Origin of the sequence: Polynucleobacter finlandensis (assembly GCF_018881755.1) — a bacterium.
GTDB classification, from domain to species: Bacteria; Pseudomonadota; Gammaproteobacteria; order Burkholderiales; family Burkholderiaceae; genus Polynucleobacter; species Polynucleobacter finlandensis.
Window position 1 is genome coordinate 42,858 of record NZ_JACVPS010000015.1, and the last position, 22,583, is coordinate 65,440.

The window sequence follows — 22,583 nt, forward strand, 5'->3', positions numbered from 1 at the left end:
ACGATTTATTGAAAGGAATGAGAGTGTCCTACCAAGTCACGCTCAAAACGAGCGGTAAACAATTTACTGTGAATCAGGATGAAACTGTCCTGGAAGCTGCTCTGCGCCAAAATATCAATTTACCCTATGGCTGTAAAAATGGTGCCTGCGGATCTTGCAAAGGCAAAGTCCTAGAGGGTCAAGTTACCCATGGCCAGCATAGCGAAAGCGCCATGTCACGTGCCGACGAAACTGGCGGCGCTACTTTATTTTGTTGTGCCCACCCTCAATCTGACTTGCTCATTGAGGCTCGCGAAGTACAAGGAGCTGGAGATATTGCGATTCGCAAAGTGCCTTGTCGCGTCAATGCGATTGCCAGGCACGGCAGTGATGTGGCTATTTTGAAACTCCAACTGCCTGCTTCTGAACGCTTTCAGTTTCTAGCGGGTCAGTATCTTGAATTTCTACTCAAAGATGGCCAACGCCGGGCCTATTCCATTGCCAATGCTCCAGAGCAAGAAGGCCCACTAGAGTTGCATATTCGTCACCTGCCAGGTGGACTGTTTACAGATTTTGTCTTTGCTGCAAAAGATCCAGCGCTCAAGGAAAAAGATATTCTGCGTTTTGAAGGCCCGCTAGGTAGCTTCTTCCTAAGAGAAGACTCCAAGAAGCCCATCATCTTTGTATCGGCCGGCACTGGCTTTGCCCCCATCAAATCCATCATTGAACAAATGCAGGCGAAAAAGATTCAAAGGCCTATCTCCCTGTATTGGGGTGGACGTCGTCCGAGCGACCTCTATATGAATAGCTTATGCGAGACCTGGGCACAAGACCTGCCGGACTTTAAATACATCCCGGTGATTTCTGATGCACTCCCTGAAGATGCCTGGGATGGTCGTAGTGGCTTTGTGCACGAAGCAGTGATGACGGATCACCCAAACCTCAAAGACTTCCAGGTCTACGCTTGCGGAGCCCCAGTCATGGTCAATGCCGCACGTCAGGACTTTTCATCACAATGTCATCTGCCCGAGGAAGAATTCTTTGCGGATTCCTTTACTAGTGCCGCAGATCTTGCGGGATAATAAAATCCTCTTTCTATTTAACCGTTGCAGACAGTCATCAGAATGAATAAGCCAGCCCAGTCCGTAGATGCTCACTCTATTATGTTCATCACCCAAAGACCAGAATTGGTCATGGCTGAGGGACAAGGCTCGTGGCTAACGGATAACAACGGTAAGCGCTATTTAGACTTCTTGCAAGGCTGGGCAGTCAATTGCCTGGGCCATGGCAACCCCGGCATGATCGCGGCACTCAACGCTCAAGCCAAAAAACTGATTAATCCAAGTCCAGCGTTTTACAACGAGCCGATGATTCGCCTGGCAAATCTACTCACGGACAATAGTTGCTTTAATAAAGTCTTCTTTGCCAACAGTGGCGCTGAAGCTAATGAAGGCGCAATCAAGTTAGCGCGCAAATGGGGTCAACTCAATAAGTCTGGTGCTTTTGAAATCATCACCTTTGATCACAGCTTTCATGGCCGCACGATTGCCACCATGAGCGCTTCTGGTAAACCAGGTTGGGACACGATGTTTGCCCCACAAGTTCCAGGCTTTCCTAAAGCAGATCTCAATGATTTGGACTCAGTCAAAAAACTGGTGACTAATAAAACTGTTGCAGTCATGGTTGAGCCAGTTCAAGGTGAAGGCGGTGTGATTCCAGCGAGCGCCGAGTTCATGACGAGCCTGCGTAAATTCACCAAAGAAAATAATATCCTCTTGATCGTGGATGAAGTACAGGCAGGTTGTGGTCGCACAGGCACTCTATTTGCTTATCAGCATTACGGCATTGAGCCTGACATCATGACCTTAGGAAAAGGTATTGGTGGCGGTGTTCCACTCGCAGCACTGATGGCAACGGATGCAGTCGCTTGCTTTGTTCCTGGCGACCAAGGCGGCACTTACAATGGCAATCCATTAATGACTGCAGTTGGCATTAGCGTAATTGAGCAACTATTAGCCCCAGGGTTTTTAGACTCCGTCAAAGCCAAAGGCCAATTACTGCGCTCTGAACTCCTTGCTCTCTCTGAAGAATTTGGTCTTGAAGGCGAACGTGGTGAGGGTCTCTTACGCGCCCTCATGCTTAGCAAGGACGTTGGTGGAAAATTGGTAGACCTAGCGCGTGATCGCAGCCCAGAAGGTTTACTCATTAACTCACCGAGACCCAATCTATTGCGCTTTATGCCAGCACTCAATGTGTCTGATGATGAGATTCGTCAGATGTGCAATATGCTGCGCGAGTTGTTAAAGCAGGTAGCTTAAATATTGCTTAACCCGAATTATTCGCCTACTCACTCACCTAGATAGGCAGTTCGCACTCGTGGGTCTTGCAAAAGCTCTTTACCCGCTCCACTGAAGGTAATTAAACCGCTCTCCATCACATAAGCGCGATCAGCCATCTGCAATGCTAAGCGTGCATTTTGTTCTACCAACAATATCGTCATACCCTTAGCAGCAAGATTGCGAATCACATCAAAGATGGTCTCCACCATGATGGGTGATAAACCCATAGATGGTTCATCAAGCAATAACAACTTCGGCTCTGCCATCATCGCCCTGCCCATTGCTACCATCTGTTGCTCACCGCCTGATAAGGTTCCGGCCAATTGAGATAGACGTTCTTTTAGCCTAGGGAAATAAAAATACACCTCTTCTAACTTGCGCTCAAATGCCTTGGCATCCGTTTTTAAGAATGCCCCCATCTGTAGATTTTCTAAAATGGTCATACGCTTAAAAACACCGCGACCTTCAGGAACCAAACCTAAGCCTAGCTTGACCAATTCATATGCAGGCATGGCTTTTGTCTGCTGCCGATTAAATTCCACCTCACCAGCTGCTGGACTCAATAATCCGGCAACCGCCTTGAGGGTTGAGCTTTTGCCAGCGCCATTTGCACCGATCAAAGCGACTAGCTCACCTTCTCCCACATGAAAATCAATTCCCTTAACGGCATTAATCCCACCGTAAGCGACTTTGAGATTCTGAACTTTTAAGAGTGCTGAGCTCATTACACAGCCCCCTGACCAAGATAAGCACGAATGACTTCTGGATGAGTACGCACATCTGCTGGCTTACCAGTAGCAATCACCTTGCCATAGTCTAAGACAGTCAAGTTATCGCAAATCCCCATTACGAGACTCACATCATGCTCAATGAGCAAGATCGTTGTGCCATCCTCCCGAATGCGTAAGAGCAATTCACGTAACTCTAATTTTTCGGTGGCGTTCATGCCCGCAGCAGGCTCATCCAAAGCTAAGAGCTTAGGCTCAGTTGCTAAAGCTCGGGCGATCTCTAGGCGACGTTGATGTCCATAAGACAAGTTGCGCGCCTGCATATCCGCATATTCACTTAAGCCAACATACGCCAGCAACAAGCGTGATTTTTCACGAATAGCCCGCTCTTCCTTTTTTGTCGACGGGAAGCGAAAGATAGCGCCGAGCAAGCCAGCGTTAGAGCGGCAATGACAACCCACCATCACATTTTCAAGAACGGTCATTTCACCAAAGAGACGAATGTTCTGGAAGGTTCTGGCTAATCCAGCTTTAGTGACATTAGCAACAGACTCTGGAGAATAGGCAGCACCATCAAAAAGAAATATGCCAGCATCGGCCGGATAAAGTCCGGTGATGACGTTAAAGAAGGTGGTCTTGCCGGCACCATTAGGGCCAATTAAGCCCACAATCGATCCGTGTGGGACTTGTAAGCCAACATTTTCCAAAGCCTGCACACCACCAAAGCGTTTGGATACATCCGTGACATCGAGTAGCAAAGTCATGATGCGCTCCGCTTCTGCCAAATGCCACCAGGGCGATACAGCATGACCAGAATTAAAGCCAAGCCATAGATCAATTGACGAATCACCTCGACATCAACTAGGACATGACCAAATAGAAAATTCTGTACAGGTTGTGCCACACCGCGCAAGACTTCGGGAAAAACAGCCAGCAAGATGGCACCTAATATCACTCCAGGAATATGGCCAATACCACCCAAGACCACCATGGCTAATACGACGATAGATTCCCACAGCGTAAATGACTCGGGCGATACAAAACCTTGGAATGCAGAAAAGAGGACGCCGGCAACTCCGGCAAACGAAGCGCCAATGGCAAAGGCCATTAACTTCATATTGCGCGTATTAATACCCATGGCCTTAGCAGCAATCTCATCTTCGCGAATAGCCACCCATGCGCGCCCAATCCGCGAGTCTTGTAAATGTAAGCACACGATTGCCACAGCAATCGCCAGCAATGCAAATAGATAAAAGACAAGATACAGACCTGGCATCTTGATAAAACCCAAGTCCAAGGTCTTGGCAAAATTAATACCAAATAATTGAATTGGATCAATTGCCGTAATGCCCTTTGGACCATTGGTCAGGTTCAGTGGACGATCCAAGTTATTCATAAAGATACGAATGATTTCACCGAAACCTAAAGTCACAATCGCCAAATAATCGCCGCGTAACTGCAGTGTGGGTAAGCCCAAAAAAATTCCAAATACGGCCGTCACAATGATCGCGAAAACGACAACGAACCATGGTGAAAAATGCATGCCTGCCGGAAAAACAGTGGCAATCGCTTCAAAATTCTGAGGTAAATGCGGAGAAGCTAGCAAAGCATAGCTATAAGCGCCCAAGGCATAAAAAGCGATGTAACCCAAGTCTAATAAGCCCGCAAAACCCACCACTACATTTAGACCTAAAGCCAAAACAATGTAGAGCAAAGCAAAATCTAAAACACGCACCCAGTAATTGCCGCCACTAGCGCCCACCACCCAAGGCAGAAGAATCAGAGCAACTACTCCTAGCCATAAATACGTGGCTCGATTGATTTGAGTAAAACGATTAAGCACGGTCCGAGACTTTCTCGCCGAGCAAACCAGTAGGACGCAACACTAAAACCAGGATAAGCACGAGGAAGGCAAAGATATCTTGGTAGTTAGAACCAAAAACGCCGCCTGTTAGCTCGCCAATGTAGCCGGCACCCAATGATTCAATTAAGCCTAAGAGCAGGCCACCCAACATAGCGCCCTGTAAATTTCCAATGCCACCTAATACGGCAGCAGTAAAGGCTTTAAGCCCAGGAATAAATCCCATATAGAAATGCACATTGCCATAATTACTGGCAATCATCACGCCCGCTAGACCGGCCAATGCACCGCCCAACATAAAGGTGATGGAGATCACACGATTGGGATTGACACCCATCAGTGCAGCAATTTGTGTTTGCTCTGCAGTGGCGCGCATAGCGCGGCCTAGCTTAGTTTTTTCCACTAAGAACAGTAACCCGCACATGACTACTAGCGCAACCACAATGATGACAATTTCTTTTCCGGTAATAGTTGCACCGCTACCAAATACGTCAATAGGGCTTGATGGCAGCAACTGTGGATAGGTCATGGGATTACGCGACCAGATCATCATCGCAATTGTCTGCAGCAGAATTGACATGCCGATGGCAGAAATCAAGGGGGCTAAACGCGGGGCATTACGTAATGGGCGGTAGGCAATGCGCTCAATCAAATAGCTCAGACCGGCGCAGACCGCCATCGTGACCGGTAAGACGATTAAGAGTGTTAACCATCCTGGTAAATCACTTGTGAGACTCAGAATCAACCGCAGCAATGACAACGACACCATGGCACCGATCATCAATACTTCACCATGGGCAAAATTAATAATGCCCAGTACGCCATACACCATGGTGTAACCCAGAGCAATCAAGGCATAAATGCTACCAAGCACTAAGCCGTTGATGATCTGCTGGAGGAGGATATCCATTAATTCAATCGGGAAATTAAATGAAATGAGTTTAGGTCACAAGATAAGGTCAAAAAAAACAGCACCGCAATTGCGGTGCTGTTTGAGTTGAGGCCTCTTACATCTTAATGACTTCAAGAACCGTTTTCTTTTTGTCTTTAAAGTCGTACAAAGTAATCACGCCTTCTTTCATATCGCCTTTGTTATCAAAAGCAATGTTGCCAATCAGGCCCGTCATCTTAGTATCTGGCATCACCAACAAGATCTTAGAAGGGTCGGTAGAGTTGGCGCGCTTCATAGAATCCACCAAGACATACACCGCATCATAGGTAAATGGCGCATAAATTTGCACATCAGAATTAAAGCGTTCTTTGTAGCGCCTCTGGAAGTCTGCACCCTGAGCCATTTTAGAAAGAGCCATACCTGCTTCAGAGCACACTACGTTCACCACCGCATCACCAGCAAGTTCAGCCAATTTTTCAGTACACATGCCGTCACCACCAACTACTTTGGCTTTAATACCAAGCTCTGCTGCCTGCTTAGTTAATGGACCACCAGTCGCATCCATACCGCCGTACATGATGACGTCAGGCTTAGTGCCCTTCACTTTAGTCAGAATGGCTTTGAAGTCAGTAGCCTTGTTATTGCTAGCCTCGCGGGTAACGACTTTGACGCCAGCAGCTTTAATGGTTTTTTCGAACTCATCAGCTAAGCCTTTACCGTATTGAGTGGAGTCATCAATGATGGCTACGGTTTTTGCTTTCAAGTTTTTGGATACGTAGTCAGCCAAGGCTGGACCTTGTTGCGCATCTGTTGCTACTAAGCGATAAGTCGTTTTAAAACCCTGCTTGGTGTAATCAGGATTGGTAGATGATGGGGAAATCTGGGTAATGCCTGCATCACTATAAATTTTTGATGCTGGAATACTGGTGCCAGAGTTTAAGTGGCCAACAACTCCAGCCACTTTTGCATCAACTAATTTTTGCGCGACTTGCGTTGCTGTCTTTGGATCTTCTGCATCATCCTCAGGCACCAAAGTCAAAACGACTTTTTTACCGTCAATCGTCAAGCCGGCCTTGTTAATTTCTTCAAGAGCGAGGCGTGCGCCGTTTTCATTATCTTTACCCAAGTGCGCAATCGGGCCAGTCAATGGGGCAACGTGACCAATTTTGACCTCAACAGCATCGCTAGGAATCGAGCTAGCTTTGTCGCCACCTTTTCCGCAGCCCGCTAGCATCAATACCGTAGCAGCTGAAACGGCCAATGCACTCTTGATAAATATCCCTTTTGAATCGCTCATCAACAACTCCTTTAGTAAATGCATCAGTTAACTAAGTTTTTAGGTAATGAAAATATTACATCTTCGACAACACCGTCTAGATTGCGCACCTGTCTGGGTCCAAATTCTTGTATGCGCGCCACAATCGCCTGTGCCAAGCTCTCGGGGGCTGAAGCGCCTGCAGTTAGGCCTACCCGCTTTTTACCAGCAAACCATTCTGGCTTCAGTTGTTCAGGTGCATCCACCATATAGGAAGGTACGCCTAATTTTTCAGACAACTCTCGCAAGCGATTGGAGTTAGAGCTCGTCGCGCTACCCACGACAATCACCACCTCAACTTGGGGTGCCATAAATTTGACAGCATCCTGGCGATTCTGTGTCGCATAACAAATATCTTGCTTACGAGGCTGAACAATCTTGGGAAACTTTTGGGTCAAGGCTTCAACAATCTCTTTGGTTTCATCTACAGAGAGCGTGGTTTGCGTGACAAAAGCCATTTTTTCATCTGCTGCAAATGGCAGGCCTGCTATATCAGCCACCCTCTCAATCAAAAACACGCCTTCTTTGACCTGGCCCATCGTGCCCTCAACCTCAGGATGCCCTGCATGGCCAATCATCAACACAGTGAAGCCGTCTTTACACATCTTCACAACCTCAAGATGCACCTTGGTCACTAAAGGACAGGTCGCGTCATATACCTGCAGCCCCCGCTCCTCTGCATCCCTACGAACTTCTTGAGATACCCCGTGAGCGCTAAAGACCACAATGCCACCCTTGGGAACTTCATGCAATTCCTCAACGAAGACTGCGCCTTTTTCTCGCAGCTCATTGACCACATAAACGTTGTGCACAATTTCATGTCGCACATAAATCGGCGCGCCAAAACGTGTCAATGCTTCATCTACGATATGAATCGCTCTATCAACACCCGCGCAAAAACCACGGGGTTGAGCCATCAAAATTTCTGCAGTGTCTTTATCGCTCATCTGGATTTAAAGGATGCCAACGATTTCAGCTTCAAACGTCACCGGCCTTCCAGCCAAGGGGTGATTGAAATCAAACCAAGCGCCCTCTTCATTAATCGATTGCAACACACCCGCATATTGAGCGCCGCCAGGAGCATTGAACTCAATCACATCACCAGGATTAAATTGCACGTCGTCATCGCGCCCTTCTTTCAAAGCGCCCAAGGAAACCCACTGCACTAAATCGTCTTTGCGCTCTCCGAAACTTTCTTCCGGCGGCAATAAGGCAGTCTTTTTTTCACCCAAACCAAGTCCTAACAACACCTTTTCAAAACAAGGCGCAAATTGTCCAGATCCCATCATCACCGTTGCAGGGCGGTCAATAAAGGTATTGATGTAATCCTCCCCACTGGGCAAAGTCAGCCGATAGTTGAGAGTCAAGTAGGAGTTAGGCAACACCGTAAGCTTAGTCATAAGGTGATTGTATCTAGACCCGTACAAACTATGCACTCCCCGATTTCAGATTGGCCTAAAACAGAGCAGCCCCGAGAGAAGCTCCGCACCCATGGGGCGGCTTTTTTGACTGATGCTGAGTTATTAGCCATTTTTCTCAGGGTGGGGGTGAAAGGTAAGTCAGCCGTAGCCCTTGCCGAAGACCTGCTTCATCACTTTGGAAGCCTGCCAAAGCTATTGAATTCCAGCCCAGAAGAGCTGACGCAAATCCATGGAATGGGACTATCTAAGTGGTCACAAATCCAGGCCGCCTATGAGCTGGTAAAGCGTAGTCTTGAGGAGGGATTGGCTCAAGACTCTATTTTTTTATCGCCCATGCATGTCCGAGAGTTCTTACAGGCCAAAATTGGGCGTCTACCCCATGAGGTCTTTCTTTGTCTTTACCTGGACTCCCGCTATCGCCTAATCGAGTGTCAGGAGCTGTTTCGGGGCTCCATCACCCAGACCGCCGTATACCCCAGAGAAATCCTCAAAGAAGCCTTGGCCAGAAATGCCAGCGCCCTAATCGTGGCTCACAATCACCCTAGTGGCAACCCGATTCCCAGCGAAGCTGACCAAAACCTTACCCAAACCCTCAAAAACGCCTTGCAATTGGTCGATATTCCCCTGCTTGACCACTGCATTGTGAGCGGCAGTGGATTTTTCTCGTTTTCGGATGCTGGCCTTATGAAAATTGGTGATAAATGATAGTAAATACTAACTTAACTAATAATTTACACCCCAAAAAGCCTTTTGGCCTGGCAGGGCTCCAAACTAAAGCGCATTGGGGGTAGATCAAAAGGGGCTTAGCCTGATACAATCTTCTTTTTTCGCAATTAATGGAGTCCGTCATGGCAAAAGTTTGCCAAGTCACTGGGAAGAAGCCGATGGTTGGCAACAATGTATCCCATGCAAACAATAAAACGAAGCGTCGCTTTTTGCCTAATCTGCAAAACCGCCGTTTCTGGGTTGAATCTGAAAACCGTTGGATTAGCTTGCGCTTAACCAATGCTGGTTTGCGCGTTATCGACAAAAATGGCATCGATGCTGTTTTGACTGATCTACGTGCACGCGGCGAAATTTAAGGAGCACAAAAATGGCTAAAGGCGGCAGAGAAAAAATCAAATTAGAGTCATCAGCTGGTACTGGTCACTTCTATACCACTTCAAAAAACAAGCGTACAAAGCCTGAGAAAATGGAGATCATGAAGTTCGATCCAACCATTCGCAAGCACGTTGCTTACAAAGAAACAAAGCTCAAGTAATTTACGTACTTGCAGCAAATAAAAAACCCGCTACATCAGCGGGTTTTTTATTGTCCATGACTCGACCAACTTATACGTAGCGACGTAATCGTAAAGAAAAGTCACGCAAACTCGAGAGGCCACTCTCTTCGGCACGCTGACACCAAGTATGCAATTGCGATAACAACTGATCACCAGTTGCATTAGAACGACTCCAGATTGCTTGCAAGTCGCGTCGCATTTCAATCATCTTGCGCAACTGTGTATTGCTAGCAATCAACTCTTCAAGCTTTGCCTTTTCTGCCTCGCTTAAGCGGGCTTCATCTTTACCCAACCAGGTGCGCGCATCCTTTAGATGTGAGGCTAATACCTGCATATGCTGGACTTCATTACTAAAGAAACTCCGCAGAGTCTTACTATAACGAGCCATGATTTCATAACGGTTGGCAATGATTGCCTCAAGAGTGCCTTGATCTGCGGGGCGTAAGTCGCTCAGCACTGGCTTTGGTGAAGTCTTCTTCACTTTAGCCAAACCTACTGTGCTCATCATCTGAATATAGAGCCAGCCAATATCGAATTCGTACCATTTGTTGGAAAGCTTGGCACTCGTCGCAAAGGTGTGATGATTATTATGTAACTCTTCGCCGCCAATCAAAATTCCCCAGGGAACAATATTGGTGGAGGCATCTTCACAATCGTAGTTGCGATATCCCCAGTAGTGGCCAATACCATTGATGATGCCGGCAGCAGTAATCGGAATCCACAGCATTTGTACAGCCCAAACAGTCAGGCCAATTGCGCCAAATAAAAACACATCGATGATGAGCATCAAACCAAGACCTTGCCAAGAAAGGCTGGCATAAACATTGTGCTCAATCCAATCATCTGGTGTGCCATGGCCAAACTTATCTAGTGTCTCTTGATTTTTGGATTCTGTTTTGTAGAGTTCAGCTCCACGAGAAAGAACGGTGCCAATACCGAGGATTTGTGGGCTGTGCGGATCATCAACGGTCTCGCATTTAGCGTGATGCTTGCGGTGAATGGCTGCCCACTCCTTAGTAACCATGCTGGTTGTAAGCCACAACCAAAAACGGAAAAAATGGGATGCAATTGGATGCAAATCTAAAGCACGGTGCGCTTGGCAGCGATGCAAAAAGATCGTGACGCTAGCAATCGTGATGTGGGTAACGATCAAGGTGAAAACCAGAATTTGCCACCAAGACCAGTCTAAATATCCGTGCGCAAGCCAATTCAGAAAGAGGTCAAAACTTGAAACTGAAGCTGTGTTCAAAAGGGTGTCCCTAAAGAGGTCTAAACCTTTATTTTAATTCTTCTCAGCCTTCTCCAGCTTCTTAGTTTTCACTTTTTTCTCTGTTAACGCTTCTTTCTCGCCATCCGCTACTGGTGCGGACGCTTTCTTTTGGAACACGGCCCCAAAGAAACCATCTGTTCCATGAATATGTGGCCACAACTGCCACCAAGGGTTATCCAGACTGCAACCAACGGGTAAGGCATCTTTTGGAAAAAGGGGCTTGAGCACCTCAGCCGCTGGAACAACCTCAAAATTAGGGTGCGATGCTAAGAAAGCCTCGGCAATGGCTTGATTTTCTTGGGGTAACAAGCTGCAGGTGGCATACACCAGGCGACCACCTGGCTTTAGCAAGCGACTTGCAGAGGCCAAAATATTGCTTTGCTTTTCATTTAACTCCAAGAGTCCAGCAGGCGTTTGACGCCATTTGATATCCGGGTTGCGTCTGAGTGTTCCCATACCGCTACAAGGGGCATCAACCAAGACTCGATCAATCTTTCCGGCTAGACGTTTGATCTTGGCATCGTTCTCACTATCAATCCACACAGGATGAACGTTTGAAAGGCCGCTACGGGCCTGCCTTGGCTTCAAATTGGCCAAGCGACGCTCAGATGTATCAAGAGCATACAAACGCCCTGTGGAGCGCATGAGTGCCCCAATCGCTAAAGTCTTGCCACCAGCACCAGCACAGAAGTCGACCACCATTTCACCGCGCTTAGGTGCAAGCAAATAGGACAGCAACTGACTGCCCTCGTCTTGTACTTCAAACATGCCAGCTTTAAAGCCAACAGTGTTCTGCAAAGCAGGCTTACCCATGATGCGAACACCATCAGGCGCATAAGGCGTTGGAATGGCTTGATAACGCCCACCCAAGGCATTCATCTCGGCGAGTAATTGCTCGCGAGTTGTCTTCATCGTATTGGCACGCAAGTCCAGCAAGGCTGGTTGCATCAAAGACTTAGCAAGTTCCTCACGCGCTTCTTCACCAGGATATTTTCCAAATGCATCCCAAAGCCAGTCGGGCAAGTTGTTGCGAACCAGTGGATTTAAAGTGGCACGGTCAACGGTTGAGACATGTTGCAACCATTCGTATTCGCCAGGTTTGAGCACGTGAGCTAAGTCAGCAATTGCACTCTCTGCACGATTAGCCGAACCAAGACCACCTTCAGTCAGAGCGGACATCAAACCCAAGAGGGCTAAGCGTCTAGCTTGAGAACCTTCGCCACTCACGGCAAGTTGAGAGAGCTCGTTTTTACGACGCAAAATAGCAAATGCACTCTCTGCAATCAGCGCGCGATCGCGATTGCCAAGCTGCGGCTCGGAGCGGAAATAGCGACTCACCACCCGATCAGCTGGTTGCTCAAAACTCAACAACTCTGGAAGCAAGCGCTCTAAATGCAGCGCATGTTGAGGCAAAGCCTTGGCGTTGGAGAAATTCTTTTGCCCTACTGGTGCAATGAGGTTGCCACTAGCATTGCGACGCTCAGTACTACGTTGTGGATCTCTAGATTTAGCAGCGTAACTTTTTTCGGGGCCTAGCCTTGAGCTAGATCTGGAGCCGGATTTAGAGCTACTACCAGCTCCGCGGGATGAACGTTCTTTACTCATAATTTCAATAATTGCGACTCTGGGGGGAAAAGCTTCACTTGATTACCTTCTATTCGCAATCGTCCATCAAGGAACCATTTTACGGCCCGCGGGTAAATCTGATGCTCAGCGGCTAAAACTCGCGCCGCCAAACTGTCGGCATCATCTCCTTCAAGTACCGGAACAGAGGCCTGACAGATGATTGGACCCTCATCCACGCCTTCGGTCACAAAATGTACGGTGGCACCATGTTCCTTCACGCCGGCCTCTAAAGCACGCTCATGCGTGTGCAAACCAGGGAAGGCTGGCAGCAAGGCTGGGTGGATATTGATCAATCTCCCCTCAAAATGACGAATAAAGCCCGGAGTCAGAATTCTCATAAAACCGGCTAAGACCACCAAATCAGCACCCAATTCATCAATCTTGGCAATTAAGGCTGCATCGAAAGACTCTCGGGAAGCATGCTCACGGTGCTCAATGAAAAAGGCTGGAATGCCCTGAGAGCGAGCAAAATCAAGGCCATTAGCGGCTGAGTGGTTAGCAATGACCCCGGCAAACTTGACCGGCCACTGCTCTTTTTGGGCTATTTTGACGATGGCCTCGAAATTAGATCCGCGGCCTGAGATTAAGGTGACGATAGAAGGCATGCCCACAATATAATTCAAGGCTACCCTGAAAGCGATTTGTGAACGTATTCCGTGGCCCCACCCAGTTTTCTGCAGGACCAGCTTGTGCCTTAACCATCGGCAATTTCGATGGCGTGCACAGGGGTCATCGCGCCCTGCTCGAAGAGCTTAAAAAGGGAGCCGAGGAAAAAGGTTTGGTCAGTTGCGTCATGACGTTTGAGCCCCACCCTAAAGAATTCTTCTCCCCAGAACAGGCGCCACCGCGCATTCTCAATTTGCGGGACAAGTTAGCTGCCTTTGCAGAGATCGGCATTGATCGTGTCGTCGTAGAACATTTCAACTCCGCATTTGCCGCACTCACTCCCGAAGAATTTGTTTCTGACATTCTGATGAAACGTCTCAATGCAAAATGGATTTTGATTGGGGATGATTTTTGCTACGGGGCAAAACGTGCTGGTAATTTTGCAACGCTCAAAGCAGCTGGTGAAAAATATGGCTTCGAAGTTTCTAGCATTCATACCGTTCATGAAAGTGGTGAGCGCATTTCTAGTTCAGCATTACGCACTGCACTTGCAAATGGTGATATGACCCAAGCCAAAAAACTACTTGGTCGTCACTATGGAATTTCTGGGCACGTGATTCATGGTCAACAACTTGGCCGCACTCTTGGCTTTCCAACATTGAACCTAGCGGTTGCTAATCACTTGCATCACCGCAAACCTGCTACCAGTGGCATCTTCACTGCCCAGGTCATTGGCCTGACGGATAAGCCTTTGCCAGCGGTAGCTAGCCTTGGCGTCAGGCCTACTGTAGAAGATGAAGGTCGCGTTCTACTGGAGACCCATATCTTTGATTACCAACAAGATGTTTACGGCAAAATTATTACCGTTGAACTCTTAGAAAAAATTCGTGATGAGGCAAAGTACGATAGCCTCGACACTCTTACACAAGCTATTGCAGCAGATGCAAAGCACGCCAGAAATTATTTCCAGAAAAAAGTCTATGTCTGAAAAAGAAAACACTTATCCCGTCAACCTACTAGATACATCCTTCCCAATGCGGGGCGATCTTGCTAAACGCGAACCGCAATGGGTCGCGCAATGGCAGAAACATAAACTGTACGAGAAGATTCGGGAAGCACATGCCAATCAACCGAAGTTCATCTTGCATGATGGCCCTCCTTATGCGAACGGTGATATTCATATTGGCCACGCTGTTAACAAGATTCTGAAAGACATGATCGTGAAGTCCCGTTGGCTCATGGGCTTCGACTCCGTATATGTTCCTGGCTGGGACTGTCATGGCATGCCCATTGAGATTCAGATTGAAAAACAGTTTGGTAAAAATTTACCCACTGCAGAAGTTCAATCCAAAGCACGAGCCTATGCGCAGGTTCAGGTAGATAAGCAAAAGATTGACTTTGAGCGTCTGGGCGTTCTAGGCGACTGGAATAACCCTTACCTCACCATGAGTTACCGTAACGAAGCTGATGAGATTCGTGCATTAGGCAAGATTTGGGAAAAGGGTTATGTCTTCCGTGGTTTAAAACCAGTGAACTGGTGTTTTGATTGCGGCTCAGCACTTGCCGAAGCTGAAGTCGAATACCAAGACAAAACCGATCCAACTGTTGACGTTGGCTTTGCATTCGATGATGCACAACGCCCTCAACTTGCTAAAGTATTTGGACTATCCGAACTTCCTAATAAGCCTGGTCAGATTGTGATTTGGACCACAACGCCTTGGACCATTCCTGCTAACCAAGCAATGAATGTTCATCCAGAGCTCACTTACGCATTAGTGGATACCGGTGACAAGCTTCTCATCCTCGCTCAAGATCGCGTTGAGACTTGCCTCCAAGACTACGGTCTCGAAGGTAAAGTGATTGCGACTTGCTTGGGTAGTGCATTAGAAAATATTTCTTTCTGGCATCCATTGGCAAATCTGCATGAAGGCTACCGTCGCCTCTCGCCTATCTACACAGCCGAGTATGTGACATTGGATACTGGTACCGGTATTGTTCACTCCGCTCCAGCCTATGGCGAGGAGGATTTTAAGTCCTGCAAGGCGCATCAACTAGCTGATAAGGATATTCTGAATCCAGTCATGGGTAATGGTGTCTACGCATCTTGGTTGCCGCTCTTTGCCAATGAGTACATCTGGAAAGCCAATCCGAAGATTGTGGAAGCCATGCGTGAAGCTGGCAGCCTGCTCAGAGATAAAACGTATACCCACTCGTATATGCATTGCTGGCGCCACAAGTCACCGATTATTTATCGCGCTACCTCACAGTGGTTTGCGAGCATGGATAAGAAGCCATCTGATGGCAATCCAAGCCTGCGCGAAACTGCCTTAGCAGGCATTGAGAACACCGAGTTCTTCCCAGCTTGGGGTAAGCAGCGTTTGCACAGCATGATTGCCAATCGTCCTGACTGGACCTTGTCACGTCAACGTCAATGGGGCGTCCCGATGGCTTTCTTTGTTCACAAGGAAAGTGGCGAGCCACATCCACGCACTGTTGAGTTACTGGAAGAAATTGCCAAGCGTGTTGAGAAAGACGGTATCGAGGCGTGGCAAAAATTAGAAGTTGCAGAACTGCTCGGTGCCGAAGCAGGCCAATATGAAAAAAATCGCGATACCTTAGACGTTTGGTTCGACTCTGGCACCACTCATTGGCATGTCATTCGCGGTTCGCATCGCAATGAGCTCTTGACTGCTGAAGCACAAACTCCAAACGGTCGTTTTGCAGATCTATACCTGGAAGGTTCTGACCAGCATCGCGGCTGGTTCCACTCCTCCCTATTAACTGGCGCCATGCTTGATGGCAAGCCACCTTATAAAGCGCTCTTAACGCACGGCTTTACTGTCGATGGTCAAGGCCGCAAGATGAGTAAGTCTGTGGGTAATGTGATTGCGCCACAACAGGTTGCCGACAAACTAGGCGCAGAGATTATTCGCCTGTGGGTTGCTTCAACTGATTACTCGGGTGAGATGACCATCTCCGATGAGATTCTTAAACGGGTTACCGAAAGTTATCGCCGTATTCGCAATACCTTGCGTTTCTTATTGGCCAACCTTTCTGACTTTGATCCAAGCAAGCATGCCATGCCCGCAGATCAATGGCTAGAAATCGATCGCTACGCTGTCGCTTTAGCAAATCAACTGCAAACCGATGTGCAAGCCCATTACAAAGCTTATGAGTTTCAACCAGCAGTGTCACGCATGCTGAGCTTCTGCTCTGAAGATTTGGGTGGCTTTTATTTAGACATCCTCAAAGATCGCCTGTATACCAGCGCTCCAGACTCAGCAGATCGTCGTGCCGCACAGAATGCTCTCTTTCATATCACTCGCAATCTGCTCAAGTGGCTAGCTCCCTTCCTCTCCTTTACGGCAGAAGAAGCATGGCAGTCACTTCCACATGGGTCTGGTGAGAAAGTACAAGAATCGATCTTCATGGAAGAATTCGGCGCCTTCCCAGAAATTGCCCAAGCAGTTGAATTACTTGCTAAGTGGAATCGCATCCGTGAGATTCGCTCTGAAGTGACCAAGGCCATTGAGATTGAGCGTGAGGCTGGCAATGTCGGCTCATCACTCCAGGCTGAACTGACTATTAAAGTGAGTGATATTGACTTTGCAATCCTCCATTCACTGGAAGATGACTTACGCTTTGTCACGATCACCTCTAGCGCGAACATTGAGTTAAGTAACGGTGGTTTAGAGGTTCTAGTTCGAAGCAGCCAATACAAAAAATGTGGTCGCTGTTGGCATCACACCGAGGATGTCGGTAGTAATGCTGAACATCCAGAGTTGTGCGGTCGCTGCATCATCAATCTGTTTGGTAGCGGCGAACACCGTTTGTTTGCATAAAAACTCAATCAATAAACCTCTTGATGAATAAAGCTCAGAATCTACCATTACTGCGTTCCCTAGCAATAGCCACATTGGTACTACTGCTGGACCAGCTTAGCAAATGGTCTGCACTAAGCAATCTCAAGCTGGGCATTCCGGAAGAAGTGTTGCCTTTTATGAATTGGTTACTCCTATTCAATCCAGGGGCAGCGTTTTCTTTTCTGGCGCAGAGCTCTGGTTGGCAACGTTGGTTCTTCACCATTCTTGGTTTGGCAGCCTCCCTCTATATCCTTTGGCTGCTCCGCAAAAACCAGTCTGACAAAATGCTCTCGTGGGCCCTTAGCCTTATTTTGGGCGGTGCCCTTGGTAATGTTCTGGATCGCATCATGTATGGAGCGGTCGTGGATTTTATCGATCTACATTACGGCAACTGGCACTGGCCAGCCTTCAATATTGCCGATAGCGCGATCTGCATAGGCGCTACGCTCATTGTTTTTAGTGAATTACGTAAGTCATTTGGCAAATCCCCTCAATCCCATTAAGCTGACGCCATGCAATCACTTTTGAACAAAAAAATCGTTCTCGGAATCTCCGGCGGCATTGCGGCCTATAAGTCCGCAGAGCTCGCTCGCCTCTTAATGCAAGAAGGCGCATCCGTGCAAGTGGTGATGACCGAGGCAGCACAACAGTTTGTGACGCCAGTGACGATGCAAGCTCTCACTGGAAACCCGGTTTTCACGAGCCAATGGGATAGCAGTGTTGCCAATAATATGGCGCACATCGAGTTATCCAGAGCTGCAGATGCGATTCTGATTGCTCCTGCCAGCGCAGATCTGATGGCAAAACTTTCTCTCGGTCTGGCAGATGATTTATTGACTACGCTTTGCCTCGCAAGAGACTGCCCACTCCTGTTAGCGCCCGCGATGAATAAACAGATGTGGGAACATGCGGCCACACAAAGAAGTGTGACACGACTCACACAAGATAAGGTTGCATTGCTGGGTCCTGCTAGCGGTGCTCAAGCCTGCGGCGAGGTTGGTATGGGCAGAATGCTCGAGCCAGCAGAAATCACAGATCAATTGATTGCTTTTTTTCAGAAGAAACCATTAGCTGGTAAAAAAGTATTAATTACAGCAGGACCGACTTTCGAAGCAATCGATCCTGTGCGCGGCATTACCAATCGTAGCTCTGGCAAGATGGGCTTTGCGATTGCGAGAGCAGCTGTTGAGGCCGGCGCACAAGTATATTTGGTTGCGGGCCCCTGCGATCTCGAAACGCCTTTAGACGCAACTGGAATGATTACCCGTACCAATGTCATGAGTGCAAAAGAAATGCATGCTGCCACGATGAGCGCTACCGATTGCGATATTTTCTTTGCTGTTGCAGCAGTGGCTGACTGGGGCATTGCCAAACCCGCTAAAGAAAAGATTAAGCGCCAAGGCAAACGAGCGCCAAACCTTGAATTTATTGCCAACCCAGACATTCTTCTGGATGTGGCAAAAACTGTAAAGACCACAGCTGGCAAGTCATACCCATACTGCGTTGGCTTTGCAGCTGAATCGACTGATCTTGAAAAACATGCCAATGAAAAACGTAAACGCAAAGGCATCCCAATGGTAGTTGGCAATATTGGCCCTGACACCTTTGGCAGCGACCTCAATCAGCTACTCATCATTGATGAGAGCGGCAGCAAGAAAATAGCGAAAGCAGAAAAACTCCAACTTGCCCGTCAACTCATTCAGTTGGTCGCCAAGAAGATTTAAATCTGATTCGTTTCTTTTATTTACATTCCCAGTTTTAGGAAATCCCATGCAATCCCTTCAAGTCAAAATTCTCGATGAACGTATGCGTGATCAGCTGCCCGCCTACGGAACGCCTGGCAGCGCTGGCTTAGATCTGCGTGCCTGCATTGATGAAACCATTGAGATTGCGCCTGGACAAACCATACTAGTGCCCACCGGCCTAGCAATCTTTGTAGAAGACCCACGCTACGCAGCCTTTATTCTGCCCCGCTCAGGCCTTGGTCATAAACATGGCATCGTCCTTGGCAACTTAGTGGGTTTGATTGATTCGGATTACCAAGGTCAGCTGATGGTGAGCACCTGGAATCGTGGATCCACTCCATTCAAACTAGAGCCAATGGAGCGCCTAGCTCAGTTAGTAGTCATGCCGGTTCTACAAGTGCAACTCAAAGTGGTTGAAGAGTTCACTGAAAGCAGTCGTGGGGCTGGAGGCTTTGGAAGTACTGGCAGAGCCTAAAGCATGAATCAACAACGGTCGTAAACATCCTCAGGCAACAAAAAGCCACTCGAAGGTGGCTTTTTGTTTATTCAAAGAACGATTACTTCCGAATATGCGCATGCCGAGCGGCATCTTGCGACATACCAGCGCCCTTGCCTTCACGAGATTCTTTTTCAGCAGTAATTTCTTTGCGACGCTCTTTGCAAGAACCAGCGATCTCTTGCAGCGCTTTACGAGCACGCGCAGCTGAGGCTTTAATACCCTTTCCTTGAAACTTTTCATTTTCAGCTTTGTAGGCTTCAAAAGCATCCAGTAATTTATCGTGATGGGACATATATTTTCCTTATGTATTAAATTTCTTCTGCAGGCGCTACGTCAGCCTTCAGTGCTTTTCTCGGTGCCACTGGTGCATCAAAATCCAACAGCACTTTGCCCTCAGCATCCACATCTACCGCAACATGTCCGCCTTGAGCTAACTTGCCAAAGAGCAATTCATCAGCCAGCGCTTTACGAACCGTATCTTGAATAATCCGCTGCATTGGTCTTGCACCCATCAATGGATCAAAACCATGCTTGGCTAAGTGTGCTCGTAATGCTGGACTAAAGGTGGCGTCTACTTTCTTCTCATGTAGTTGCTCTTCTAGTTGCATTAAGAACTTATCAACCACCCGCATGATGATGGTTTCATCTAGTGCCTTAAAGGAGACGATGGCATCTAAACGGTTACGGAACTCTGGCGTAAAGAATTTCTTAATATCGGCCATTTCATCACCAGTCTCACGAACATTGGTAAAGCCCATGGTAGATTTCTGCATCGCTTCAGCACCAGCATTGGTAGTCATGATGATGATGACATTGCGGAAGTCTGTCTTGCGGCCGTTGTTATCCGTTAAGGTGCCGTGATCCATGACCTGCAAGAGGATATTGAAAATATCCGGATGGGCTTTTTCAATTTCATCAAGCAAGAGCACACAATGAGGCTTCTTATTCACAGCTTCCGTTAAGAGGCCGCCTTGATCAAAGCCTACATAGCCAGGAGGCGCGCCAATCAATCGGCTCACCGCATGACGCTCCATGTACTCCGACATATCAAAACGCAATAGTTCGATACCTAAGATGTACGCGAGTTGCTTAGCAACCTCAGTCTTCCCAACGCCCGTTGGGCCCGAAAATAGGAATGAGCCAATAGGTCTATCAATCTTGCCAAGGCCAGCACGCGTCATCTTGATGGCGCTAGCTAAGGCCTCGATGGCTGGATCTTGACCAAACACGACGCTACGGATATCGCGATCCAAGGTTTGCAACTTGCTTCGATCATCGACAGTGACTGATTGGGGTGGTATGCGCGCAATCTTTGCCACGATCTCTTCAATCTCTGGACGTCCAATGGTTTTCTTCTGCTTGGACTTCGGCAAAATGCGCTGCGCTGCTCCGGCCTCATCAATCACATCAATTGCCTTATCTGGCAAATGGCGATCATTGATATACCGAGCAGAAAGTTCCGCAGCCGCGACTAAGGCTGCAGCCGCATACTTCACACTGTGATGTTCTTCAAAGCGAGACTTCAAGCCGCGCAAGATTTGCACTGTTTGATCAACGGTTGGCTCGACTACATCGACCTTCTGGAAGCGACGTGACAGTGCAGCGTCTTTTTCAAAGATGCCACGGTATTCCGTAAAGGTGGTAGCACCAATACATTTGAGCTGACCATTTGATAAGGCAGGTTTGAGCAAATTGCTGGCATCCAAGGTCCCACCAGATGCCGCGCCCGCACCAATCAAAGTATGGATTTCATCAATGAACAAAACGCCATGCGCATGATCTTTCAATGACTTGAGAACACTCTTTAAGCGTTGCTCAAAATCACCGCGGTACTTTGTGCCAGCCAAGAGTGCGCCCATGTCTAACGAATAGACCGTAGCATCCGCCAGAATGTCTGGAACATCGCCCTTGACGATTCTCCATGCAAGACCTTCAGCGATAGCTGTCTTACCAACACCGGCCTCACCTACCAATAGAGGGTTGTTCTTACGGCGACGGCACAGCACTTGAATCACTCGCTCGACTTCACTGTCACGACCAATCAATGGATCGATCTTCCCCTGACGAGCCAGCACATTGAGGTTCTGCGTGTATTGATCCAGCGGGCTTTCTTTACCAGTGGTTGCTGCTTCTTCTGTTTCTTGCGCAGGATCTGCAGGCTTCACATGCTCAGTCTGATCTTTGCGAACACCGTGACTAATAAAGTTCACCACATCTAAGCGGGTTACCCCCTGCTGTTGCAAGAAATACACTGCATGCGAATCTTTTTCACCGAAGATGGCTACCAATACATTGGCGCCAGTCACTTCTTTCTTACCATTTGATGTCGATTGCACATGCATGATGGCGCGTTGAATTACCCGCTGAAATCCAAGCGTGGGCTGTGTATCAACCTCATCATTACCAGGAACCACTGGGGTATTGTCATTAATAAAATTCTTGAGCTGTGCACGTAACTCGGCAATATTGACGGCGCAGGCTTTCAATACCTCGACCGCCGTAGCGTTATCTAGTAGTGATGCAAGCAAATGTTCAACCGTAATAAATTCGTGTCGAGCAGCCCTTGCGTCAACAAACGCCATATGCAAACTAACTTCTAATTCTTGGGCAATCATGCTTCCTCCATAGTGCACTGTAGTGGGTGACCCGCTTCGCGGGATAGCTCGATAACTTGATGCACTTTTGTAGCCGCAACATCATGGGTAAATACTCCACAAATGCCTTTGCCTACTAAATGAACCTGCAACATGATGCGGGTTGCTGTTTCATGATCCTTATTAAAATATTCCTGTATGACCATTACAACAAACTCCATTGGAGTGTAGTCATCATTCATTAATAAAACTTTATACATTGAAGGCGCCTTTAGCTTCTCGGCTTGCTTTTCGAGAAGGATGGTGTCTTCAACACTGGGGTTGTTGGGATTACCAACTGTAGGGGTTTTTGGTGCGCGGCTCATGAGAAACATTCTAAACACAGATACTCGTATTTCAATTTACAGGAGGCTTGTTGCAAAAATCACAAATAAAGCCTTATTTACCCCATATTGGGGCGTTTTTCGATAAAAAAAGGGGTATTTCCCACTAACTATCTGTATTTAACCCCTTGACACCCCACCATAAAGGGCAAACAATCACGGGGTAGGCTTCGTTTGAGG

At 47.7% G+C, this 22,583-nt stretch carries 23 protein-coding genes; 10 read left to right on the forward strand and 13 right to left on the reverse strand.

Going from position 1 to position 22,583, the window contains the following annotated elements; all coding sequences use genetic code 11:
• Positions 1 to 23: 23 nt before the first annotated feature.
• A complete protein-coding gene (locus ICN49_RS10090; protein WP_216167946.1) occupies positions 24 to 1,061 on the forward strand; it encodes a CDP-6-deoxy-delta-3,4-glucoseen reductase in 1,038 nt (345 codons plus the stop codon).
• Positions 1,062 to 1,103: 42 nt separating this feature from the next.
• Positions 1,104 to 2,297: an acetylornithine transaminase gene (locus ICN49_RS10095; RefSeq protein WP_216167947.1), complete on the forward strand. Its 1,194-nt coding sequence runs from the start codon at positions 1,104 to 1,106 to the stop codon at positions 2,295 to 2,297.
• Between the two features lie 29 nt (positions 2,298 to 2,326).
• Here ICN49_RS10095 and ICN49_RS10100 read toward each other — a convergent pair whose 3' ends face one another.
• The 7 genes from ICN49_RS10100 to ICN49_RS10130 form a co-directional block, all read right to left on the reverse strand.
• Positions 2,327 to 3,043, reverse strand: coding sequence for an ABC transporter ATP-binding protein (locus ICN49_RS10100; RefSeq protein WP_216167948.1), 717 nt, complete (start codon positions 3,041 to 3,043; stop codon positions 2,327 to 2,329).
• The gene (locus ICN49_RS10105) at positions 3,043 to 3,810 is read right to left on the reverse strand and encodes an ABC transporter ATP-binding protein (protein WP_216167949.1); all 768 of its coding nucleotides are present in this window, start codon (positions 3,808 to 3,810) and stop codon (positions 3,043 to 3,045) included. The genes ICN49_RS10100 and ICN49_RS10105 overlap by 1 nt, the downstream gene beginning before the upstream one ends.
• Positions 3,807 to 4,889 (reverse strand): branched-chain amino acid ABC transporter permease, encoded by a 1,083-nt coding sequence (locus ICN49_RS10110; RefSeq protein WP_216167950.1) that lies wholly within the window; start codon positions 4,887 to 4,889, stop codon positions 3,807 to 3,809. The genes ICN49_RS10105 and ICN49_RS10110 overlap by 4 nt, the downstream gene beginning before the upstream one ends.
• Positions 4,882 to 5,817, reverse strand: coding sequence for a branched-chain amino acid ABC transporter permease (locus tag ICN49_RS10115; protein WP_216167951.1), 936 nt, complete (start codon positions 5,815 to 5,817; stop codon positions 4,882 to 4,884). The genes ICN49_RS10110 and ICN49_RS10115 overlap by 8 nt, the downstream gene beginning before the upstream one ends.
• 97 nt (positions 5,818 to 5,914) lie before the next feature.
• Positions 5,915 to 7,096: a branched-chain amino acid ABC transporter substrate-binding protein gene (locus ICN49_RS10120; protein ID WP_216167952.1), complete on the reverse strand. Its 1,182-nt coding sequence runs from the start codon at positions 7,094 to 7,096 to the stop codon at positions 5,915 to 5,917.
• A 23-nt stretch (positions 7,097 to 7,119) separates the two neighbouring features.
• On the reverse strand, positions 7,120 to 8,061 hold the full coding sequence (gene ispH, locus ICN49_RS10125) for a 4-hydroxy-3-methylbut-2-enyl diphosphate reductase (RefSeq protein WP_216167953.1): 942 nt from the start codon (positions 8,059 to 8,061) through the stop codon (positions 7,120 to 7,122).
• Positions 8,062 to 8,067: 6 nt separating this feature from the next.
• Complete coding sequence (locus tag ICN49_RS10130) at positions 8,068 to 8,514, reverse strand: FKBP-type peptidyl-prolyl cis-trans isomerase (protein ID WP_216167954.1); 447 nt, start codon at positions 8,512 to 8,514, stop codon at positions 8,068 to 8,070.
• Positions 8,515 to 8,544: 30 nt separating this feature from the next.
• On the opposite strand from ICN49_RS10130, the gene radC reads away from it, so the two are divergent.
• From radC to rpmG, 3 genes are all read left to right on the forward strand, one after another.
• Complete coding sequence (radC, locus tag ICN49_RS10135) at positions 8,545 to 9,240, forward strand: RadC family protein (RefSeq protein WP_216167955.1); 696 nt, start codon at positions 8,545 to 8,547, stop codon at positions 9,238 to 9,240.
• A gap of 143 nt (positions 9,241 to 9,383) precedes the next feature.
• Entirely contained in the window at positions 9,384 to 9,617 is a 234-nt protein-coding gene (gene rpmB / locus ICN49_RS10140; protein WP_088526345.1) for a 50S ribosomal protein L28, read from the forward strand.
• An 11-nt stretch (positions 9,618 to 9,628) separates the two neighbouring features.
• Positions 9,629 to 9,796: a 50S ribosomal protein L33 gene (gene rpmG / locus ICN49_RS10145; RefSeq protein WP_015421876.1), complete on the forward strand. Its 168-nt coding sequence runs from the start codon at positions 9,629 to 9,631 to the stop codon at positions 9,794 to 9,796.
• Positions 9,797 to 9,866: 70 nt separating this feature from the next.
• Here rpmG and ICN49_RS10150 read toward each other — a convergent pair whose 3' ends face one another.
• Genes ICN49_RS10150 through purN form a run of 3 tightly spaced genes read right to left on the reverse strand, consistent with a single transcriptional unit; the run spans position 9,867 to position 13,318 of the window.
• Positions 9,867 to 11,066, reverse strand: a complete 1,200-nt coding sequence (locus tag ICN49_RS10150; RefSeq protein WP_216167956.1) for a DesA family fatty acid desaturase — start codon at positions 11,064 to 11,066, stop codon at positions 9,867 to 9,869.
• A 33-nt stretch (positions 11,067 to 11,099) separates the two neighbouring features.
• On the reverse strand, positions 11,100 to 12,692 hold the full coding sequence (locus ICN49_RS10155; protein ID WP_255535504.1) for an RsmB/NOP family class I SAM-dependent RNA methyltransferase: 1,593 nt from the start codon (positions 12,690 to 12,692) through the stop codon (positions 11,100 to 11,102).
• A complete protein-coding gene (purN, locus tag ICN49_RS10160) occupies positions 12,689 to 13,318 on the reverse strand; it encodes a phosphoribosylglycinamide formyltransferase (protein WP_216167957.1) in 630 nt (209 codons plus the stop codon). The genes ICN49_RS10155 and purN overlap by 4 nt, the downstream gene beginning before the upstream one ends.
• 38 nt (positions 13,319 to 13,356) lie before the next feature.
• On the opposite strand from purN, the gene ICN49_RS10165 reads away from it, so the two are divergent.
• From ICN49_RS10165 to dut, 5 genes are read left to right on the forward strand one after another with little or no spacing between them, the layout of a single operon-like run.
• Positions 13,357 to 14,307 (forward strand): bifunctional riboflavin kinase/FAD synthetase, encoded by a 951-nt coding sequence (locus tag ICN49_RS10165; RefSeq protein ID WP_216167958.1) that lies wholly within the window; start codon positions 13,357 to 13,359, stop codon positions 14,305 to 14,307.
• Positions 14,282 to 17,161: an isoleucine--tRNA ligase gene (gene ileS, locus ICN49_RS10170; protein ID WP_439650863.1), complete on the forward strand. Its 2,880-nt coding sequence runs from the start codon at positions 14,282 to 14,284 to the stop codon at positions 17,159 to 17,161. The genes ICN49_RS10165 and ileS overlap by 26 nt, the downstream gene beginning before the upstream one ends.
• Positions 17,162 to 17,184: 23 nt before the next feature.
• Complete coding sequence (gene lspA, locus ICN49_RS10175) at positions 17,185 to 17,685, forward strand: signal peptidase II (RefSeq protein WP_216167960.1); 501 nt, start codon at positions 17,185 to 17,187, stop codon at positions 17,683 to 17,685.
• A gap of 9 nt (positions 17,686 to 17,694) precedes the next feature.
• Positions 17,695 to 18,906 (forward strand): bifunctional phosphopantothenoylcysteine decarboxylase/phosphopantothenate--cysteine ligase CoaBC, encoded by a 1,212-nt coding sequence (gene coaBC / locus ICN49_RS10180; protein ID WP_216167961.1) that lies wholly within the window; start codon positions 17,695 to 17,697, stop codon positions 18,904 to 18,906.
• 46 nt (positions 18,907 to 18,952) lie between these two features.
• Positions 18,953 to 19,402 (forward strand): dUTP diphosphatase, encoded by a 450-nt coding sequence (dut, locus tag ICN49_RS10185; protein ID WP_216167962.1) that lies wholly within the window; start codon positions 18,953 to 18,955, stop codon positions 19,400 to 19,402.
• An 82-nt stretch (positions 19,403 to 19,484) separates the two neighbouring features.
• Here the strand turns inward: dut and ICN49_RS10190 are convergent, their stop codons facing one another.
• The 3 genes from ICN49_RS10190 to clpS are packed head-to-tail and all read right to left on the reverse strand — an operon-like array spanning position 19,485 to position 22,394.
• Positions 19,485 to 19,718 (reverse strand): Hc1-related histone H1-like protein, encoded by a 234-nt coding sequence (locus ICN49_RS10190; protein ID WP_216167963.1) that lies wholly within the window; start codon positions 19,716 to 19,718, stop codon positions 19,485 to 19,487.
• A gap of 16 nt (positions 19,719 to 19,734) precedes the next feature.
• Positions 19,735 to 22,041 (reverse strand): ATP-dependent Clp protease ATP-binding subunit ClpA, encoded by a 2,307-nt coding sequence (gene clpA, locus ICN49_RS10195; RefSeq protein ID WP_216167964.1) that lies wholly within the window; start codon positions 22,039 to 22,041, stop codon positions 19,735 to 19,737.
• Complete coding sequence (clpS, locus tag ICN49_RS10200; protein WP_216167965.1) at positions 22,038 to 22,394, reverse strand: ATP-dependent Clp protease adapter ClpS; 357 nt, start codon at positions 22,392 to 22,394, stop codon at positions 22,038 to 22,040. The genes clpA and clpS overlap by 4 nt, the downstream gene beginning before the upstream one ends.
• Between the last annotated feature and the right edge of the window lie 189 nt (positions 22,395 to 22,583).

Coding starts and splice junctions, on each gene's coding strand:
- ICN49_RS10095 (WP_216167947.1), top strand. CDS start 1,104: ATGAATAAGCCAGCCCAGTCCGTAGATGCTCACTCTATTATGTTCATC.
- ICN49_RS10120 (WP_216167952.1), bottom strand. CDS start 7,096: ATGAGCGATTCAAAAGGGATATTTATCAAGAGTGCATTGGCCGTTTCA.
- ICN49_RS10100 (WP_216167948.1), bottom strand. CDS start 3,043: ATGAGCTCAGCACTCTTAAAAGTTCAGAATCTCAAAGTCGCTTACGGT.
- ICN49_RS10130 (WP_216167954.1), bottom strand. CDS start 8,514: ATGACTAAGCTTACGGTGTTGCCTAACTCCTACTTGACTCTCAACTAT.
- clpA (WP_216167964.1), bottom strand. CDS start 22,041: ATGATTGCCCAAGAATTAGAAGTTAGTTTGCATATGGCGTTTGTTGAC.
- rpmB (WP_088526345.1), top strand. CDS start 9,384: ATGGCAAAAGTTTGCCAAGTCACTGGGAAGAAGCCGATGGTTGGCAAC.
- dut (WP_216167962.1), top strand. CDS start 18,953: ATGCAATCCCTTCAAGTCAAAATTCTCGATGAACGTATGCGTGATCAG.
- clpS (WP_216167965.1), bottom strand. CDS start 22,394: ATGTTTCTCATGAGCCGCGCACCAAAAACCCCTACAGTTGGTAATCCC.
- ICN49_RS10190 (WP_216167963.1), bottom strand. CDS start 19,718: ATGTCCCATCACGATAAATTACTGGATGCTTTTGAAGCCTACAAAGCT.
- purN (WP_216167957.1), bottom strand. CDS start 13,318: ATGCCTTCTATCGTCACCTTAATCTCAGGCCGCGGATCTAATTTCGAG.
- radC (WP_216167955.1), top strand. CDS start 8,545: ATGCACTCCCCGATTTCAGATTGGCCTAAAACAGAGCAGCCCCGAGAG.
- coaBC (WP_216167961.1), top strand. CDS start 17,695: ATGCAATCACTTTTGAACAAAAAAATCGTTCTCGGAATCTCCGGCGGC.
- ICN49_RS10115 (WP_216167951.1), bottom strand. CDS start 5,817: ATGGATATCCTCCTCCAGCAGATCATCAACGGCTTAGTGCTTGGTAGC.
- ICN49_RS10105 (WP_216167949.1), bottom strand. CDS start 3,810: ATGACTTTGCTACTCGATGTCACGGATGTATCCAAACGCTTTGGTGGT.
- rpmG (WP_015421876.1), top strand. CDS start 9,629: ATGGCTAAAGGCGGCAGAGAAAAAATCAAATTAGAGTCATCAGCTGGT.
- ispH (WP_216167953.1), bottom strand. CDS start 8,061: ATGAGCGATAAAGACACTGCAGAAATTTTGATGGCTCAACCCCGTGGT.
- lspA (WP_216167960.1), top strand. CDS start 17,185: ATGAATAAAGCTCAGAATCTACCATTACTGCGTTCCCTAGCAATAGCC.
- ICN49_RS10155 (WP_255535504.1), bottom strand. CDS start 12,692: ATGAGTAAAGAACGTTCATCCCGCGGAGCTGGTAGTAGCTCTAAATCC.